The sequence below is a fragment of the Nocardioides antri genome (assembly GCF_008373765.1).
GTDB classification, from domain to species: domain Bacteria; phylum Actinomycetota; class Actinomycetes; order Propionibacteriales; family Nocardioidaceae; genus Nocardioides; species Nocardioides antri.
This window is the reverse complement of sequence record NZ_VUJW01000002.1, coordinates 80,266-96,275: the sequence shown is the minus strand read 5'-3', so window position 1 is coordinate 96,275 and position 16,010 is coordinate 80,266. Positions and strand designations below refer to the sequence as shown.

Here is a 16,010-nt window from a genome sequence, read left to right as displayed (position 1 = left end):
CCGACCACGCAGCGAGCCGCGTTGGCTAGGTGTGACCTGGCCCACTGGCTAGGATGCGGCCTGACGCGGCGTGCCATGCGCCACGCTTGGATCGGTCTCGCCTGGGTGGACCGGTTCCGCCGTACCTATTCCTTGGAGGAATCGTGGACAACGACGTGCTCCGTCAGGCCCCGCTGTTCAGCGCGCTCGACGACGAGGCTGCGTCGGCCCTCCGGTCGTCCATGTCCGAGACCCGACTGCGCCGCGGCGAGGTGCTGTTCCACGAGGGCGACAGCGGGGACAAGCTCTACATCGTCCTCGACGGCAAGGTGAAGCTCGGCCGCACCTCCTCCGACGGCCGCGAGAACCTGCTGGCGATCCTCGGACCCGGCTCGATGTTCGGCGAGCTCTCGCTCTTCGACCCCGGCCCGCGCTCGGCCACGGTGACCGCGGTGACCGACGCCGAGTTCGTCTCGCTGTCGCACGAGGACCTCCTCCGCTGGCTCGACGGCCGGCCCGCCGTCGCCCGCGGCCTCCTCACCCAGCTCGCCGGCCGGCTGCGCAAGGCCAACGACGTCGTCGCGGACCTGGTGTTCTCCGACGTCCCCGGTCGTGTCGCCAAGGCGCTCCTCGACCTCGCCGAGCGCTTCGGCCGCTCGGCCGACGACGGCGTGCACGTCCACCACGACCTCACCCAGGAGGAGCTCGCCCAGTTGGTCGGCGCCTCCCGCGAGACGGTCAACAAGGCACTCGCCGACTTCGCCTCCCGCGGCTGGCTCCGCCTCGAGCCCCGCTCGGTCGTGATCATGGACATGGAGCGGATGACCCGCAGGGCCCGCTGACCCTGCTGAGAATGGCACTGAGCGGTGACGAGGTCCTGGTTCCCGACCGGGCGGGGTGGCGGGCCTGGTTGGCCGACAACCACGCGACGCAGCCCGCGGCGTGGGTCGTGCTGACCAAGAAGGGCGGCACGGTGACCGCGCTGGCCTACGAGGAGGCCGTGCTCGAGGCGCTCTGCTTCGGGTGGATCGACGGGCAGGCGCGCAGCCGGGACGCGGAGTCGACGTTCATCCGGTTCACCCCGCGCGGCCCGAAGAGCAAGTGGTCCCCCTCCAACGTCACCCGGGTCGCCCTCCTCGAGCGCGAAGGCCTGATGACCGATGCCGGCCGCGCCGCGATCGACGCCGCCAAGGCCGACGGCCGCTGGGACGCGGCGGTCGCTGCCGGCAGCTGAGCCGGCTTCGTCGCGTCACCCGACGGCTGACGCCTCCGCGTCGACCACCGGTCCGTGCGCGATCCCGAACCGCTCACCCACGACGTCGAGCGCTCGCCGGTACTGCGCGCGCCGCCGTTTGTGCGCGACCAGGAACTGCACCTGCCCCGCGAAGCGCCTCGGCAACGGATACCACCGGTCGAAGTCGAGCCCGCACTGCTGGAACACCTTGGCGGGCACGTGGTCGGCCACCTGTCCGAGGTTGTACTGCGCGAGGGTCATCGCCGCCGTCACCCCGGCCAGCGGCGACCTCTGGAACAGCGCGATCCCGTCGAGCGTGTAGAGCGGCACGGTGGTGATCTTGTCGAGGAACAGCAGGTGGGTCAGGAAGTAGCCCGCGAAGGAGGAGAACCCGAACATGCCGGTCGCCCCGATGCGGACCGACCGGCCGCTCGGCGAGACGTAGGGCGGCTCAGTCGGCCGGCCGGTGAAGTCGAAGTGGCTCGTGCAGTTGACGATCCAGCTCCCTGGCTCGATGTCGACGTGGTCGCCGCTGCGGAGGATGACCCGGACCGGACCGTCGGTGCTGTCAGGATCGACGGCATCGACGAGGTGGTCCATCACGACCCGGCGGAGGCCCGCACGGATGCGCTCGATCTCGGCCTCGGAGATCAGACCGATGAACAGGTGGTCCGCCCGAGGCGTGGCCCAGAGGCCGGCCGTCTCCCGGGCCCAGGTGGCGACCTCGGCCTCGTTGGTGCCGTCGAAGCGGTTGGCCATCTCCGCGACGAACCAGTTGGGGCGCGTGCCGCGCCACCACCGGCTCGCACCCGTCGGGTAGAACCGGTCGCGGTTGACGAAGAACGTGCCCGTGCCGGCGATCAGGTTCACGTCGCGGCCCGGGTGGTTCGTGATCAGCGCGTGGACGGTGTCCATGCCCGTCTTGCCGCTCCCGATCACCCACACCGGGGCGTCGTCGGCCGCGATCGGACCGTCACGCATGTCGCAGTTCTCCGGTGAGACCGATCGCACCCGCTTGCTCGACAAGGCGAGCGACGGGTTCGCCTCGATGCTCAGCCCGACGGCGTTGATCAACTTGTCGGCCACCACCCGGACGGGGCTGCCGTCCCGGCCGCGGCAGGTGGCGACGACGACGTCGCCGTCCTCCTCCGCACGCTCCAACTCGTGACCGAACAGCTCGGTCACCTGTACGGCCTTCGCGGCCTCGTCGAGGCAGTGGCGCAGGTGGTCGAGGACTTCGGTCTTGGTGGAGAGGTGCCCCGGCGGCTTGCCGAAGGTCCACTTGACGTCGCCGGCGGTGAAGAACGCGTGCGGCTGGTGGAGCCGTACGTAGTCGTAGGTGTCGACCCACATGCCTCCGACGCGATCGTTGCGGTCCACGAGCACGATCCTCTGGTCGCGCCGCAGGTATCGGCTGGCGACGTACAGCGCGTTCAGTCCGGCGATGCCGGCGCCGACCACGCACACATCCGCCCTGATCACCGACTCGTCCCCGGTTGCTGACACGGACAGCCTCCTCTCGGTCCCGAGAGTGCGTCCAGTGTGGCGCGAGGGCGCCGATGGCATCAGCCGAACAGCGAATCAGACGCCGTTGAGTGCCTTCCGCGTCGCCTCGTCGGCGGGATAGAACGCCTCGATCGCGAGCTCGGACAGGGTGACCTCGCGGGGGGTGCCGAAGACGGTGGTCGTCGAGATGAACGAGAGGACGGCGTCGCCCGCCCGCAGCTGGAGGGGTACGACGAGGGCGGCCGATGCCGGGACGATGTCGAGATCGCCCGCCACCTCGTCGGCGAGCTCGCCGAGCGCGGGGTCCGCGGTGACGTCGTACTCCCTCCGGAGACGGGCGGCCAGAGCCCCACGCCACTCGTCGAGGTTGGCGATCCGTGGCGCGAGCCCGCGAGGGTGCACCGAGAGCCGGATGACGTTGACCGGCGGCTCGAGCAGGTCGGCGTCTATGCCGTCCAAGAGGGCGAAGGCCGCGTCGTTGGCCGCGACCAGCTCCCAGTGCCGGTCGACCACCAGAGCCGGGTAGGGCAGATGGGCCTGCAGGATCGCCTCGAGGGCGGCGTTGGCCTCGGCCATCGGCGGGTCCGACAGCTGGTGCTCAGGGTGGGCAGGGGCGAAGCCGCCGGCGAGCAGCATCCGGTTCTGCTCCCGGAGGGGTACGTCGAGGTGGCGGCAGAGCCGCAGGATCATCGCACTGGTCGGCTGTGACCGGCCGGTCTCGACATAGCTGAGGTGCCGGGTCGAGACGCCCGCCCGGCTCGCGAGGTCGAGCTGCGAGAGGTGGCGGCGCTGCCGCCACCCGCGCAGCAGCTCGCCGACGTGTGTCGCCGCGATCGCTTGCGTCATGCCGCCGACCGTAGCCACTGCAGGTGCGCGGGGACATGACCTCCGAGGTCATCGACGCCCGACGCCGCTCCGGGGTCTGATCGGGGCCGACAACCCATCGAGAGGAGCACCCCCATGACAAAGGGGACCAAGGCCTACGCCATCGCCTACCTCCGCGAGGTCGACTTCGGTCCGGAGATCGCGGAGTACCTCGAGCGGATCGACGAGACGCTGGCGCCGTACGGCGGCCACTTCATCGTCCACGGCGGAGAGCTGACCCCGGCCGAGGGCGAGTGGGACGGCGCGATCGTGATCATCGAGTTCCCGTCGTCCGACGCCGCGCGGGAGTGGTACGAGTCGCCCGCCTACCAGGCGATCCTGCCGCTGCGCACCGAGCACTCGCAGTCGATCGCTGCGATGGTCGAGGGTGTGCCCGAGGGCTACCGGGCGATCGAGAAGGTGCCCGAGGTTCTGGCCCTCGCGAACATGAGCTGACACCACAACGCCGACTCGGCCCACCACAAGTCCCGATTCGGCCCACCACACCTCCCGATTCAACGAGAGGCGAGATAGGCGAGCTGGGCCCGGACCGACCACTCTGCCGCGCCCCACAGGGACTCGTCGACGTCGGAGTAGACGACCTCGACGACCTGGCGCGGCAGGGTGGGGTGCTCGGCGACGTCGGGCGGGAGATCGGCCGGGGAGAGCCCGAGCGCGGACAGGGCGGACTCCACCTGGGCGAGGCGTTCGCGCCGGTGGACGACGTAGTGGTCGAGCACGCCGGCGGCGTCCGGGAGCACCGGGCCGTGGGCCGGCCACAGCGTGTCGACGCGGCCGTCGGTGACCAGCGCTCGCATCTTGGCGATCGAGTCGAAGTAGCCGCCGAGGTCGCCGTCGGGGTGGACGATCACCGTCGTGCCACGGCCGAGGACCATGTCGCCGGTCAGCAGCGCCCGGTCGGCTTCGATGAGCAGGGAGACCGAGTCGGCGGTGTGGCCGGGCGTGGTCAGGACCTGGGCGCGCAGCCCGGCGACGTCGAGCACCTCGCCGTCGGTGACCGGGTCCGACCGCCAGCACTGGGTGGGATCGAGGGCGCGTACGCGGCAGCCCATCCGCTCCGCGAAGTCACGTGCGGCCTCGGTGTGGTCGAGGTGGTGGTGGGTCACCAGGACGAGGTCCACCTGCCCAGCCGTCGCCGCGACCGCGTCGAGGTGGCCGTCGTCGAGCGGACCGGGGTCCACGACGATCGACCGGTCGGCGCCGGGCTCGCGCAGCACCCAGGTGTTGGTCCCGTCGAGGGTCATGATCCCCGGGTTGGGTGCGAGCACGCAGCGACCGCGGTCGCCGTACTCCCCTCCGGCCCAGGGCTCGCTCACCCGAACCGCTCCCTCAGCAGCGGGTCGAGGTGGGGCGGGCGGGAGAGCACGAACTCCTCGCCATCGGCGACGACCTCGGGCATGAACATCGCCACGTCGCGCGCCCCCGCCGCGGCGAGCACGGCGTCCGGGTCGGGGTGCTGGAGCACCTCCAGGCAGGTGAGGTACGTCGGCGGCAGCATCATCAGCTCGCCCGACTCCGCCCGCCGGAGGGCTTCGGCCGCCGGCAGCCACAGCACCTCGGTGGACTCGGTGGACACGTCGCGGGTCACCTGGCCCTCCGGCAGCACGGCCACGAAGAACCACGTGCGGTAGCGGCGCGGCTCGAACGTCGGGGTCAGCCAACCCGACCAGGCGCCCAGCAGGTCGGTGCGGAGCACCAGCCCGCGCCGGGTGAGGAAGTCGGTCATCGACAGCTCGCGCGACTCGAGCGCCTCGCGGTCGGTCTCCCAGTCCGCACCCGTCGTGTCGGCGACCACGGTGTCGGCGGACTCCCCGGCGAGCAGGACGCCCGACTCCTCGAACGTCTCCCGCACCGCCGCGCACACGATCGCCCGCGCCAGCTCCTCCTCCACGCCGAGGCGCTCCGCCCACGCGGTCGGCGACGGTCCGGCCCACGCCACCGAGCTGTCGAAGTCCCGCGGGTCGACCCCGCCGCCGGGGAACACCGCCATCCCGCCCGCGAACTCCATCACCCGGTGTCGACGGAGGAGGTAGACCTCCGGTCCCGCGTCGCCGGCCCGCATGAGCACAACGGTCGCGGCGTTCCGGGGCTCGGCCGGCTCCGTCGTGCCCTCGCTGTGGGCACGGGCCTGGTCGACCAGGCTCTGCGGCAGCGGGATCCGGGCGAAGCCCTTCGCCGGCGGGGTACCGGTCAACTCAGGATCTCCGCGATGACCTCGACCTCGACGGGGGCGTCGAGCGGCAGCACCGGTACGCCGACCGCCGACCGGGCGTGCACGCCGTGGTCGCCGAACACCGCGCCGAAGAGCTCAGAGGCCCCGTTGGCGACCGCCGGCTGGCCGGTGAAGTCGGGCGTCGAGGCGACGAACGCGACCACCTTGACGATGCGGACCTTGGACAGGTCGCCTGCGAGCGACCGGATCGCGGCGATCGCGTTGAGCGCGCACTGCTGCGCGCACGCGCCGGCCTGCTCCGGCGTGATCTCGGCACCGACCTTGCCGGTCGCGATCAGCGCACCGTCGAGCATCGGCAGCTGGCCGGCGGTGTAGACGAGCGAGCCCACCTGCACGGCGGGGACGTACGCCGCGACCGGCGCCGGCACCTCCGGGACCGTGAGGCCGAGCTCCGCGAGCCGCTCCTCGGGGGTGGTCACGCCTCAGCCCTCGGCCGGGCGCTTGAAGTAGGCGATGTCGTTGCCGCCCTGCCCCGGCACCAGCGTCACGAGCTCCCACCCGTCCTGGCCGAAGTTGTTGAGGATCTGCGCCGCGACGTGATTGAGGACGGGCGCCACCTGGTACTCCCACTTGGTCATGCCCGGCACATTACTCAGCACCGCCGCGCCGCTGCTCGGTGTGGTCGGCCTCACAGGTGTGCCACGATGCGACCCGTGAACCTCGACAACGCCGTCTGGATGCTGACCGGCCTCGCTGCCGTCGTCGTGCTCCTGACCCGGATGCGGCTGTCCAACGAGAACCAGCAGTCGGGGCACGCGCTGGTGCCGAGGAGCATCGTCAACGCCCACACGGTGATGGGCGTAGTGGCGCTGGCGGTGTGGATCTACTACCTGACCTCGCCGGACGACCTGGTGGGCGTGATCGCCCTCGTCGCCTGGTGGGTCGAGGTCGCCATCGGGCTGCTGATCCTGGGGCGGTGGCTGTCGCGGCCGGGGAAGCACGCCGCGGACGCCACCGGTGACAGCTGGGCGCAGGGTCCGGCGCTGTCGATCCTGGGCCACGTCGGGATGCTGCTGGGCATCTCGTTCTTCACCTGGGTCGTGATCGCGGACAAGCTCTCGACCTAGCCCACCGCACTCTCGCTACGCTGCCCGGGTGAGCGACTGGTCGAGGGTTCAGCTGCACGTGGTCACCGGGAAGGGTGGCACCGGCAAGTCGACCGTCGCCTCGGCGCTCGCGCTGGCCCTCGCCCACAAGGGCACCAACGTGCTGCTCTGCGAGGTCGAGGGCCGCCAGGGCATCGCCCGGATGTTCGACGTCGACCCGCTCCCCTACGAGGAGCGCCGGCTGACGACGGGCCTGCCCGACGACAACGGTGGTCGGGGCGTGGTGCACGCGCTCCACATCGATGCGGAGTCGGCGCTGCTGGAGTACCTCTCGATGTACTACCGGCTCGGCCGCGCCGGCCGCGCGCTCGACCGGTTCGGTGTCATCGAGTTCGCGACGACGATCGCGCCGGGCGTGCGCGACGTGCTGCTGAGCGGCAAGGTCTACGAGGCGGTCCAGCGCAACAGCCGCAACAAGGGCGCGATCACCTACGACGCCGTGGTGCTCGACGCTCCCCCGACCGGCCGGATCACCCAGTTCCTCAACGTCGGCGGCGAGGTCGGCGGGCTGGCGAAGGTGGGTCCGGTCAAGGCGCAGTCGGACACGATGATGAAGCTCTTCCAGTCGCCGCAGACCGCGGTGCACCTGGTCACGCTCCTGGAGGAGATGCCGGTCCAGGAGACCATCGACGGGATCACCGAGCTGCGGAAGGCGCAGCTGCCGGTCGGCGGCGTCGTGGTCAACATGGTGCGGCCGCGCGACCTGTCCTACGACGACCTCGCCGCCGCCCGCGCCGGCAGCCTCGACCGGGAGCGGATCGAGTCGGAGGTGAAGGCGGCCGGCCTCGAGGTGACGCCGGCGCTCGTCGACGGGCTGCTCCACGAGGCGCGCGAGCACGCCGAGCGCCGCGCGCTCGAGGACGCACAGCGGAGGGTGGTCGGCGATCTCGGGGTGCCGACCTACGAGCTCCCCCGGATGGCGGGTGGCGTCGACCTCGGCGCCCTCTACGAGCTCGCCGGGCTGCTCCGCGAGCAGGGGATGGCATGAACACCACGCGACGAGGACAGGTGTGATGGCGAGGCGTACGACGGAGCACCAGACCCGGGTCGGACCGACCTCACCCCGCGCCCGGCAGGCGGGACCGCTCGACGTGGACGCGCTGCTGGCCGACCCCGCCACCGGCATCATCGTGTGCTGCGGCTCGGGCGGCGTCGGCAAGACGACCACGTCGGCCGCACTGGCACTCCGGGCCGCGGAGCAGGGGCGGAAGGTCGTCGTTCTCACCATCGACCCGGCCCGCCGGCTCGCCCAGTCGATGGGCATCGAGGCGCTCGACAACACCCCGCGCCCCGTGACGGGGGTCGTCGGCGACGGCCGGCTCGACGCGATGATGCTCGACATGAAGCGCACCTTCGACGAGGTGGTCGAGTCGCAGGCCAGCCCGGAGAAGGCCCAGCAGATCCTCGCCAACCCGTTCTACATCGCGCTCTCGAGCTCGTTCGCGGGCACGCAGGAGTACATGGCGATGGAGAAGCTCGGCCAGATCCACCGGGACGCCCAGAAGGAGGGCACCTACGACCTGATCGTCGTGGACACCCCTCCGTCCCGGTCGGCGCTCGACTTCCTCGACGCCCCGGAGCGGCTGTCGAGCTTCCTCGACGGGAGGTTCGTGCGGCTGCTGCTCGCGCCGGCACGCGGGCCGGCCAAGCTGATGACGGCGGGGTTCAGCATCATCACCAACGCGCTCACCCGGATCCTCGGCGCGCAGTTCCTCAAGGACCTGCAGATGTTCGTCTCTGCGCTCGACACGGTGTTCGGGGGGTTCCGGCAGCGGGCGCAGAAGACCTACTCGCTGCTGCAGGCGGACGGCACCGCGTTCCTGGTCGTGGCCGCGCCGGAGCCGGACGCGCTCCGGGAGGCGGCGTACTTCGTCGAGCGGCTGAGCGAGGACGGCATGCCGCTGGCAGGGCTGATCGTCAACCGGGCGAGCCCGGCACCCGAGAGCAGCCTCCCGGCCGAGGACGCGCTGGCCGGCGCCGGCCGGCTCCGCCGGGACGGCAACGGCTCGGTCACGGCCGGCCTGTTGCGGCTGCACGCCGACCAGGTGCGCCTGGTCGAGCGGGAGCGCACGCTTCGGGAGCGGTTCGCGGCCGCGCACCCGCAGGTGCCGACGGCCGTCGTACCCGCGCTCGCGGGCGACGTGCACGACCTCGACCGGCTGCGGCGGATCGGCGAACTGCTCGCCGAGGCCGGTCGCCGCTGAGGTCAGGCAGTCGGGTCAGGCAGGTGCCTGGGCGGTGGTCCGCGCGATCTCGCGGTCCCTCGCGGTCTCCAGGACCTTGCGCCACGAGGCGTGCGGCTGGCGGCGGAGCAGAGCACGGCGCTCGCGCTCAGTCATCCCACCCCAGACGCCCCACTCGATCTGGTTGTCGAGAGCCTCGGCGAGGCACTCGGTGCGTACCGGACAGCCGGCGCAAACCTGCTTGGCCTTGTTCTGCTCCGCGCCGCGCACGAACAGCTCGTCCGGCTGCTCGGTCCTACAGGCCGCCCGCAGTGCCCAATCGTCTACCCACATGATGTGTCCCCGTCATTCGAAGGAGGGCGACACCCCCACAGCGTCGCTGGTTCCTCCTCGTTGGATCCAAAGTAAAGTACTGGTCTGGTCCGGCACATCCCTCGTTGTGCGCAACCTGTCTAGTCACATTTGGCTAGGCCGCCCCGGGTGGTGACCCCCCGACCGGGCCTGCCCACGGGGGGTTCGCCGACTCCGGTGCGAGCGGGTCCGTCACGTACCCTGACGCCATGGCCCGCCCCAGGACCGACCGTCTGCCCACGTCGAAGGTGATCTCCCATCTCGGCGTGATGCTGCTCGTCTCCGTCGTCCTGGGCGTCGTGGTGTCCGGGCTGGCGATCCCGTTCGCCGGGGTCCTCGGGTTCACCGCCCGCAACGTGTCGGAGTCGATCGACGACCTGCCGCAGGAGCTGGAGACCGAGCTCCTGCCGCAGCGGACCGAGATCCTCGACAACAACGGCGACCCGATCGCGACGATCTACGACCAGAACCGGGTGATCGTCCCGCTGCGCCAGATCTCGCGGATCATGGTCAAGGCGATCGTCTCCATCGAGGACTACCGCTTCTACCAGCACGGCGCGCTGGACGTGAAGGGCACGCTGCGCGCGCTCTTCACCAACCAGGCGGCCAACGGCGTCGTCCAGGGCGGCTCGTCGATCACCCAGCAGCTGGTGAAGCTGACCCTCCTCAACCAGGCCGACACCAAGGAGGAGCGCCGGGCCGCGACCGACGACACCTACGCCCGCAAGCTCCGTGAGCTGCGCTACGCGATCGCCCTGGAGAAGAAGTACTCCAAGGACTGGATCCTCGAGCGCTACCTCAACACCGCCTACTTCGGTGATGGCGCCTACGGCATCCAGGCCGCCGCCCAGCATTACTTCAACGTCAATGCCAAGGACCTCGACCTGCGTCAGTCGGCGATGCTCGCCGGCATCGTCCAGAGCCCCGGTGCGTTCGACCCGACGGACAACCCCGACCGCGCCCGCGAGCGCCGCAACGTGGTGCTCGACCGGATGGCCGAGCTGAGCGTCATCAGCGACCAGCAGGCCGAGAAGGCCAAGTCCCGGCCGCTCGACCTCGACGTGCAGCGCAAGGAGCGCGGCTGCGTCAACTCCGTCGCGCAGTTCTTCTGCGAGTACGTCATCGCCTGGCTGAAGCAGGACCCCAGCCTCGGCGACACCCCCCGCGAGCGCTGGCGGCTGATCGAGAACGGCGGCCTCACGATCACCACCTCGGTCGACCTGCGCGTCCAGACCGCCGCCAACGAGTCGGTCACCTCCCACGTCTTCCCGCAGGAGGGCGTGATCGGCGCGATGGCGCTGGTCGAGCCCGGCACCGGCGAGGTGAAGGCGCTCGCCCAGTCACGCGACCTCGGCAAGGGCCCGGGCCAGACGTTCCTCAACTACACGGTGCCGAAGGAGTACGGCAAGGCCAACGGCTTCCAGCCGGGCTCGACGTTCAAGACCTTCGTGCTCGCTGCGGCCATCAACCAGGGCATCCCGCTGACCACGACGATCGAGGCGCCCGCGGTCCGCAACTTCGACCTGAGCGAGTTCGAGACCTGCGACGGCCCCTACCAGAGCACCGAGATCGAGGACTTCAAGAACTTCGACAGCACCTCGCACACGGTCAACCTCTACACCGGCACGCAGTTGTCGGTGAACACGTTCTTCGTCGAGCTGGAGCGGCGCACCGGACTGTGCGAGCCCTACAACCTGGCCCGCCGCCTCGGCGTCCGGCTGACCGACCCGGCGTCCGAGATGGTCCCGGCGTTCACGCTGGGCATTCCCGACACCAGCCCGCTCGAGCTCGCGGAGGCCTACGCGACCTTCGCCGCGCGCGGCAAGCACTGCGACCCGATGCCGGTGCTCAAGATCGAGGACAACCAGGGCAACCTGCTCAAGGACTTCGAGCCGAAGTGCACGCAGGAGCTCCCGAGCCCGGTCGCCGACGCCGTCAACGACGTGCTCCGGGGCGTGATCGAGCCGGGCGGCTTCGCCGACGACCAGTACCCGGGCCAGCAGGCGGCCGGCAAGACCGGTACGTCGACCTCGAACCAGTCGGTGTGGTTCGCCGGCTACACGCCCAACCTGGCCGGCGCGGTCGCCGTGGCGGGTGTCAACGAGGTGGGCGACCCCGAGTCGCTCGACGGCAAGACCATCGGCGGTGTCACCTACTACGAGACCTCCGGGTCCCAGACCGCCGCGCCGATCTGGGGCGACGTCTTCCGCGCCGTTGCGCCCTTCCTCGAGGACGAGACGTTCGTGACCCCGTCCGGGGAGGACATCGCGGGCGTGCTCAACCTGGTCCCGTCCGTCGGCGGCATGTCCGTCGAGACGGCGACCGCCACGCTCGAGGCCGAGGGCTTCTCGGTCGCCAACGGCGGGTACGTCGACTCCGGCTACGCCGAGGGCCTGGTCGCCTACACCTCGCCCGGGGCGGGCGCGCAGTTCGGCTCCGGCGACACGGTGACGATCTACATCTCCGACGGCACGCCGCCTCCCCCGCCCCCGCAGCCCGACCAGAACGGCGGCGGCAACGGTGGCGGCGGCGGCGGCGGTGGCGGCGGCGGTGGCGGTGGCGGCAACGGCAACGGCAACGGGAACGGCAATGGCAATGGCAACGGCAACGGCGGTGGTCGCGGCGGTGGTCGCGGCTGACCGCAGCCGGGTGAGGCTCAGCCGAGCTGGCGTCGTACCTCCGCGGCAACGGCGGCGCCGTCGGCCCGGCCCTTGACCTGCGGCTGGACGAGCCCCATCACCTTGCCCATGGCCTTCGGGCCGGCGCCGGCGGCGCCGCTCTCCTCGACGGCCTTGGTGACGATCTCCGCGATCTCCTCCGGGCTCAGCTGGGCCGGCAGGTAGTCGGCGATGACAGCGGCCTCGGCGCGCTCCTTGGCCGCGCTCTCGGGGCGGCCGCCCTCCTCGAACGCGACCGCCGCCTCCCGCCGCTTCTTGGCCTCGGTGGCGAGCACGCTGAGCATCTCCTCGTCGGACAGCTCCTTCGCGACGCTGCCCGCCACCTCGGCGTTGGTGACCGCGGTCAGGATCATCCGGATCGTGGAGGAGCGCACGTCGTCGCGGGCCTTCATGGCCGTGGTCAGGTCGGTGCGCAGACGGTCCTTCAGCGAGTTCATGGTGACGATTGTGGCAGCCTTCCCCTGTGCCCTCCTCACGCGTTCTCGGACTTCTCGGCACCGGCGCGGCTGCCAGCGTGGCCGCGACGGCGTACGCCGCCTGGGAGGCGCGGCAGTACACGCTGCGCCGGCTGCAGGTGCCGCTGCTGCCGGCGGGCATGCGGCCGCTGCGGGTGCTGCACCTCAGTGACATCCACATGACGCCCGGCCAGACCCGCAAGCAGGAGTGGCTGCGCGGGCTGGCCGCGCTCGAGCCCGACCTGGTGATCGACACCGGCGACAACCTGGCGCACCGCGACTCGGTGCCGGTCGTGCTCGACAGCCTCGGCGGCCTTCTGGACCGACCGGGCGTCTTCGTGCACGGTTCCAACGACTACTTCGAGCCCGGCATCCGCAACCCGTTCGGCTACCTGCTGCCCGACAACGGCAAGCGGCACACGAACGTCCCGGCGCTGCCGTGGGGCGACCTGACCACCGGGCTCGCCGGTGCGGGCTGGCTGGACCTGACGAACCGCACGGCGTCGCTGGTCGTCGGGGAGACCCGGTTCTCCTTCGCCGGGGTCGACGACCCGCACCTCGGGTACGACGACCTCGCTGCCGTCGCCGGACCACCCGACGCGACGGCGGACGTGGGGCTCGCGGTCGCGCACGCGCCGTACCTCCGGGTGCTGGACCAGTTCGCCGCCGACGGGTACGACGCCATCGTCGCCGGCCACACCCACGGCGGCCAGGTGTGCCTCCCCCGGCTGTCGAACCCGAGCCGCGCGGGACGCGCGCTGACCACCAACTGCGACCTGGAGCCGGCCCGCGCCCGCGGGCTCCACCGGCACCCGGCGGACTCCCGGCCCGGCGACGCAGGCTCTGCGTGGCTCCACGTCTCCGCGGGGCTCGGCACGAGCCCCTACGCCCGCATCCGGGTCGCCTGCCGCCCCGAGGCCACCCTGCTGACGCTCGTCCCGCGGGACTGAGAGGTCCTCCGCGCGACCCTTCTCGTGCTCAGGGGTATCGATTGTGGGGGCGCGGAGGCGCTCGGGTATGCTCCCCGCTGGTGAGCGGGACCCCACCCGGGACCCACCGCGAGGTGGCTCCGAGGGCAGGGAAACGAGCACGGCGGGCTGTGGCGCAGCTTGGTAGCGCGCCTCGTTCGGGACGAGGAGGCCGCAGGTTCAAATCCTGTCAGCCCGACCGATCGACAGGCGGATCCGGAAACGGATCCGCCTGTCGCTGTTTTCCCTGCTGGGAGCGTGGGAGGACGCGCGCCATCCCCTGGGCGAACTCTCGTAACGCGTTGCAGTCCTTCGTGACACACTGCCCCCATGTCTGACGAGCAGGACAAGCTGAAGCTCAGCTTGGAGCCGCCCAAGCTGTTCGGGCGGAAGAAGAAGTCGGACGCCATGGGGACCTCCAAGCGCACCTCACCGGCGCCCGCCGACCTGTCCCACCCGGCCGAGGAGCCCGTCAACGACGGGCACACGGAGGAGATCGCTCCGGAGCCGGTCGTCGAGGAGGCGCCCGAGTCCGAGCCGGTTGACGAGACGACGCAGATCGAGGCTGACGAGACGACGCAGATCGACGCCGCCGACGAGATCGGCCCGGAGCCGGTCGCCGAGCCCACGACGGAGCCCGAGGTCACCCCGGCGCCCGATCCCGAGCCCGAGACCCCGGTGGTGGTGCCGCAGAAGGCGGCAGCCCCGGCGACGAAGCCGGTGAAGAAGCCAGTAAAGAAGCCGGTGAAGACAACGGCGAAGACGACGGCGAAGGACCCGGTGAAGGCCGCCGCCCCGAGCGGCGCCGCTGCGCGGACAGCCGCACCGAAGCCGGCCGAGCCCGCGAAGAAGCCGGCACGGCCGCGCGCCAAGCTGGCTCCCGAGATCGAGCCGGAGCCGGTGTCCCCCATCGAACGCGAGGACGCCGAGCTCGTCGCCCACGAGGAGGTGCCGCTGCTGCCGCTCTACCCCGCCGCGGCGGTGACCGGTGCAGTGGTCGGCGTGGCGATGGTGGTCCTCACCTGGCTGTCCCTGCGCGGCTGCGAGGCCATCCGCGGGACGGCGTCCTGCGGCGGCGGCCCCGGCTTCCTCCTGCTGGTGGCGACGTTCGTGGTGTGCATCCTGCTCGGCAGCACCCTGCTCAAGACGTTCTCGATCCCCGATCCGGGAAGCAGCAGCTTCCTGGCGGTGGGACTGGTCGCCGTGATCGCGCTGCTGTTCCTCATCGACGCGCTCGACCACTGGTCGATGCTCATCGTGATCCCGCTGATCAGCGTCGGCGGGTTCCTGGCGAGCGTCTGGGTCACCAAGACCTTCGTCGAGCCGGGCTCGATCGAGACCGACGCCTAGGGTCGCGGTCAGCGCGAGGCGAGCACCAGCTCGGCGATCTGCACCGTGTTGAGGGCGGCGCCCTTGCGGAGGTTGTCGTTGGAGACGAACAGCGCCAGCCCGCGGTCGCCGTCGACGCCGGGGTCCTGGCGGAGCCGGCCGACGTACGACGGGTCCTTGCCGGCCGCCTGCAGCGGGTTCGGGATCTCCGCCAGCTCCACGCCGGGAGCAGTGCTCAGCAGCTCGCGGGCCCGCTCGACAGGCAGGGACCGCTCGAACTCGGCGTTGATCGCCAGCGAGTGGCCGGTGAAGACCGGGACCCGCACGCAGATGCCGGACACCCGGAGGTCGGGGATGCCGAGGATCTTGCGTGACTCGTTGCGGAGCTTCTGCTCCTCGTCGGTCTCGTTGAGACCGTCGTCGACGAGGTTGCCGGCGAAGGGCAGCACGTTGTAGGCGATGGTCCGCTTGTAGACGCCCGGCTCGGGGAACGCGACGGCCTCGCCGTCGTAGGCCAGCTCGCGCGCCTTGTCGCCGGCGGCGGAGATGCCGGTGGCAAGCTCCTCGACGCCGGCGACGCCCGAGCCCGACACGGCCTGGTAGGTCGACGCGATCAGCCGGACCAGCCCAGCCTCGTCGTGGAGCGGCTTGAGGACCGGCATCGCGGCCATGGTCGTGCAGTTCGGGTTGGCGATGATGCCGCGGCCGGCTGCGATCACGGCCTGGGCAGCGTCGGGGTTGACCTCGGACACCACGAGCGGGATCTCCGGGTCCTTGCGGTATGCCGAGGAGTTGTCCACGACGATCACGCCGGCGTCGACGAACTTCGGGGCGACCGCGCGCGAGGTGGTCGCGCCCGCGGAGAAGAGCGCGATGTCGAGGCCGGTCGGGTCCGCGGTCGCGGCGTCCTCGACGACGACCTCGCGGTCGCCGAACGGGAGCACCGTACCGGCGGAGCGGGCCGACGCGAAGAACCGCACCTCGTCGGCGGGGAAGCCGCGCTCGAGGAGGATCTGGCGCATGGCGACGCCGACCTGACCGGTCGCGCCGACGATTCCGAGCTTCATGGGGGCAATCCTTCCGGGCGCGCTGCGGCGCCGCGA

General features: G+C 71.3%; 18 protein-coding genes and 1 tRNA gene. 10 read left to right on the top strand and 9 right to left on the bottom strand.

Annotated features, from left to right (window positions below):
- Positions 1 to 143: 143 nt before the first annotated feature.
- Complete coding sequence (locus F0U47_RS04845; protein ID WP_149749209.1) at positions 144 to 821, top strand: Crp/Fnr family transcriptional regulator; 678 nt, start codon at positions 144 to 146, stop codon at positions 819 to 821.
- Between the two features lie 11 nt (positions 822 to 832).
- Positions 833 to 1,213 (top strand): YdeI/OmpD-associated family protein, encoded by a 381-nt coding sequence (locus tag F0U47_RS04840; protein ID WP_149749208.1) that lies wholly within the window; start codon positions 833 to 835, stop codon positions 1,211 to 1,213.
- 15 nt (positions 1,214 to 1,228) lie between these two features.
- Here F0U47_RS04840 and F0U47_RS04835 read toward each other — a convergent pair whose 3' ends face one another.
- Positions 1,229 to 2,719 carry an NAD(P)-binding protein gene (locus F0U47_RS04835; protein ID WP_223162661.1) on the bottom strand — a complete coding sequence of 497 codons (1,491 nt, stop codon included), beginning with the start codon at positions 2,717 to 2,719 and terminating at the stop codon, positions 1,229 to 1,231.
- A gap of 75 nt (positions 2,720 to 2,794) precedes the next feature.
- Complete coding sequence (locus F0U47_RS04830) at positions 2,795 to 3,565, bottom strand: helix-turn-helix domain-containing protein (RefSeq protein ID WP_149749206.1); 771 nt, start codon at positions 3,563 to 3,565, stop codon at positions 2,795 to 2,797.
- 114 nt (positions 3,566 to 3,679) lie between these two features.
- On the opposite strand from F0U47_RS04830, the gene F0U47_RS04825 reads away from it, so the two are divergent.
- Positions 3,680 to 4,039, top strand: a complete 360-nt coding sequence (locus F0U47_RS04825) for a DUF1330 domain-containing protein (RefSeq protein WP_149749205.1) — start codon at positions 3,680 to 3,682, stop codon at positions 4,037 to 4,039.
- A 59-nt stretch (positions 4,040 to 4,098) separates the two neighbouring features.
- Here F0U47_RS04825 and F0U47_RS04820 read toward each other — a convergent pair whose 3' ends face one another.
- From F0U47_RS04820 to sp36, 4 genes are read right to left on the bottom strand one after another with little or no spacing between them, the layout of a single operon-like run.
- Positions 4,099 to 4,920 carry an MBL fold metallo-hydrolase gene (locus F0U47_RS04820; protein WP_246159451.1) on the bottom strand — a complete coding sequence of 274 codons (822 nt, stop codon included), beginning with the start codon at positions 4,918 to 4,920 and terminating at the stop codon, positions 4,099 to 4,101.
- Positions 4,917 to 5,798: an NUDIX hydrolase gene (locus tag F0U47_RS04815; protein WP_246159450.1), complete on the bottom strand. Its 882-nt coding sequence runs from the start codon at positions 5,796 to 5,798 to the stop codon at positions 4,917 to 4,919. The genes F0U47_RS04820 and F0U47_RS04815 overlap by 4 nt, the downstream gene beginning before the upstream one ends.
- Entirely contained in the window at positions 5,795 to 6,256 is a 462-nt protein-coding gene (locus tag F0U47_RS04810; RefSeq protein ID WP_149749204.1) for a RidA family protein, read from the bottom strand. The genes F0U47_RS04815 and F0U47_RS04810 overlap by 4 nt, the downstream gene beginning before the upstream one ends.
- 3 nt (positions 6,257 to 6,259) lie before the next feature.
- Positions 6,260 to 6,415, bottom strand: a complete 156-nt coding sequence (gene sp36, locus F0U47_RS20990) for a Sp36 family protein (RefSeq protein WP_162851546.1) — start codon at positions 6,413 to 6,415, stop codon at positions 6,260 to 6,262.
- Positions 6,416 to 6,490: 75 nt separating this feature from the next.
- Between sp36 and F0U47_RS04805 the strand changes: the two genes are divergently transcribed.
- Genes F0U47_RS04805 through bagB form a run of 3 tightly spaced genes read left to right on the top strand, consistent with a single transcriptional unit; the run spans position 6,491 to position 9,147 of the window.
- A complete protein-coding gene (locus F0U47_RS04805) occupies positions 6,491 to 6,904 on the top strand; it encodes a hypothetical protein (RefSeq protein ID WP_188111173.1) in 414 nt (137 codons plus the stop codon).
- A gap of 28 nt (positions 6,905 to 6,932) precedes the next feature.
- Positions 6,933 to 7,931 (top strand): ATPase BagA, encoded by a 999-nt coding sequence (gene bagA, locus F0U47_RS04800; protein WP_149749202.1) that lies wholly within the window; start codon positions 6,933 to 6,935, stop codon positions 7,929 to 7,931.
- A gap of 25 nt (positions 7,932 to 7,956) precedes the next feature.
- Positions 7,957 to 9,147 (top strand): ArsA family ATPase, encoded by a 1,191-nt coding sequence (gene bagB / locus F0U47_RS04795; RefSeq protein ID WP_149749201.1) that lies wholly within the window; start codon positions 7,957 to 7,959, stop codon positions 9,145 to 9,147.
- A gap of 15 nt (positions 9,148 to 9,162) precedes the next feature.
- Here the strand turns inward: bagB and F0U47_RS04790 are convergent, their stop codons facing one another.
- Complete coding sequence (locus F0U47_RS04790) at positions 9,163 to 9,459, bottom strand: WhiB family transcriptional regulator (protein ID WP_188111172.1); 297 nt, start codon at positions 9,457 to 9,459, stop codon at positions 9,163 to 9,165.
- 227 nt (positions 9,460 to 9,686) lie between these two features.
- On the opposite strand from F0U47_RS04790, the gene F0U47_RS04785 reads away from it, so the two are divergent.
- Positions 9,687 to 12,116, top strand: coding sequence for a penicillin-binding protein (locus tag F0U47_RS04785; protein WP_149749199.1), 2,430 nt, complete (start codon positions 9,687 to 9,689; stop codon positions 12,114 to 12,116).
- Positions 12,117 to 12,133: 17 nt separating this feature from the next.
- Here F0U47_RS04785 and F0U47_RS04780 read toward each other — a convergent pair whose 3' ends face one another.
- Positions 12,134 to 12,592, bottom strand: a complete 459-nt coding sequence (locus tag F0U47_RS04780; protein WP_149749198.1) for a GatB/YqeY domain-containing protein — start codon at positions 12,590 to 12,592, stop codon at positions 12,134 to 12,136.
- A gap of 26 nt (positions 12,593 to 12,618) precedes the next feature.
- On the opposite strand from F0U47_RS04780, the gene F0U47_RS04775 reads away from it, so the two are divergent.
- The 3 genes from F0U47_RS04775 to F0U47_RS20985 all read left to right on the top strand — a co-directional run bounded on the left by F0U47_RS04775 (position 12,619) and on the right by F0U47_RS20985 (position 14,928).
- Positions 12,619 to 13,560 carry a metallophosphoesterase gene (locus F0U47_RS04775; protein ID WP_149749197.1) on the top strand — a complete coding sequence of 314 codons (942 nt, stop codon included), beginning with the start codon at positions 12,619 to 12,621 and terminating at the stop codon, positions 13,558 to 13,560.
- 143 nt (positions 13,561 to 13,703) lie between these two features.
- A tRNA-Pro gene (locus F0U47_RS04770) sits at positions 13,704 to 13,777 on the top strand.
- Between the two features lie 131 nt (positions 13,778 to 13,908).
- Positions 13,909 to 14,928: a hypothetical protein gene (locus F0U47_RS20985; protein WP_188111171.1), complete on the top strand. Its 1,020-nt coding sequence runs from the start codon at positions 13,909 to 13,911 to the stop codon at positions 14,926 to 14,928.
- Positions 14,929 to 14,936: 8 nt separating this feature from the next.
- Here the strand turns inward: F0U47_RS20985 and F0U47_RS04755 are convergent, their stop codons facing one another.
- On the bottom strand, positions 14,937 to 15,974 hold the full coding sequence (locus tag F0U47_RS04755; protein WP_149749195.1) for an aspartate-semialdehyde dehydrogenase: 1,038 nt from the start codon (positions 15,972 to 15,974) through the stop codon (positions 14,937 to 14,939).
- Positions 15,975 to 16,010 lie beyond the last annotated feature (36 nt).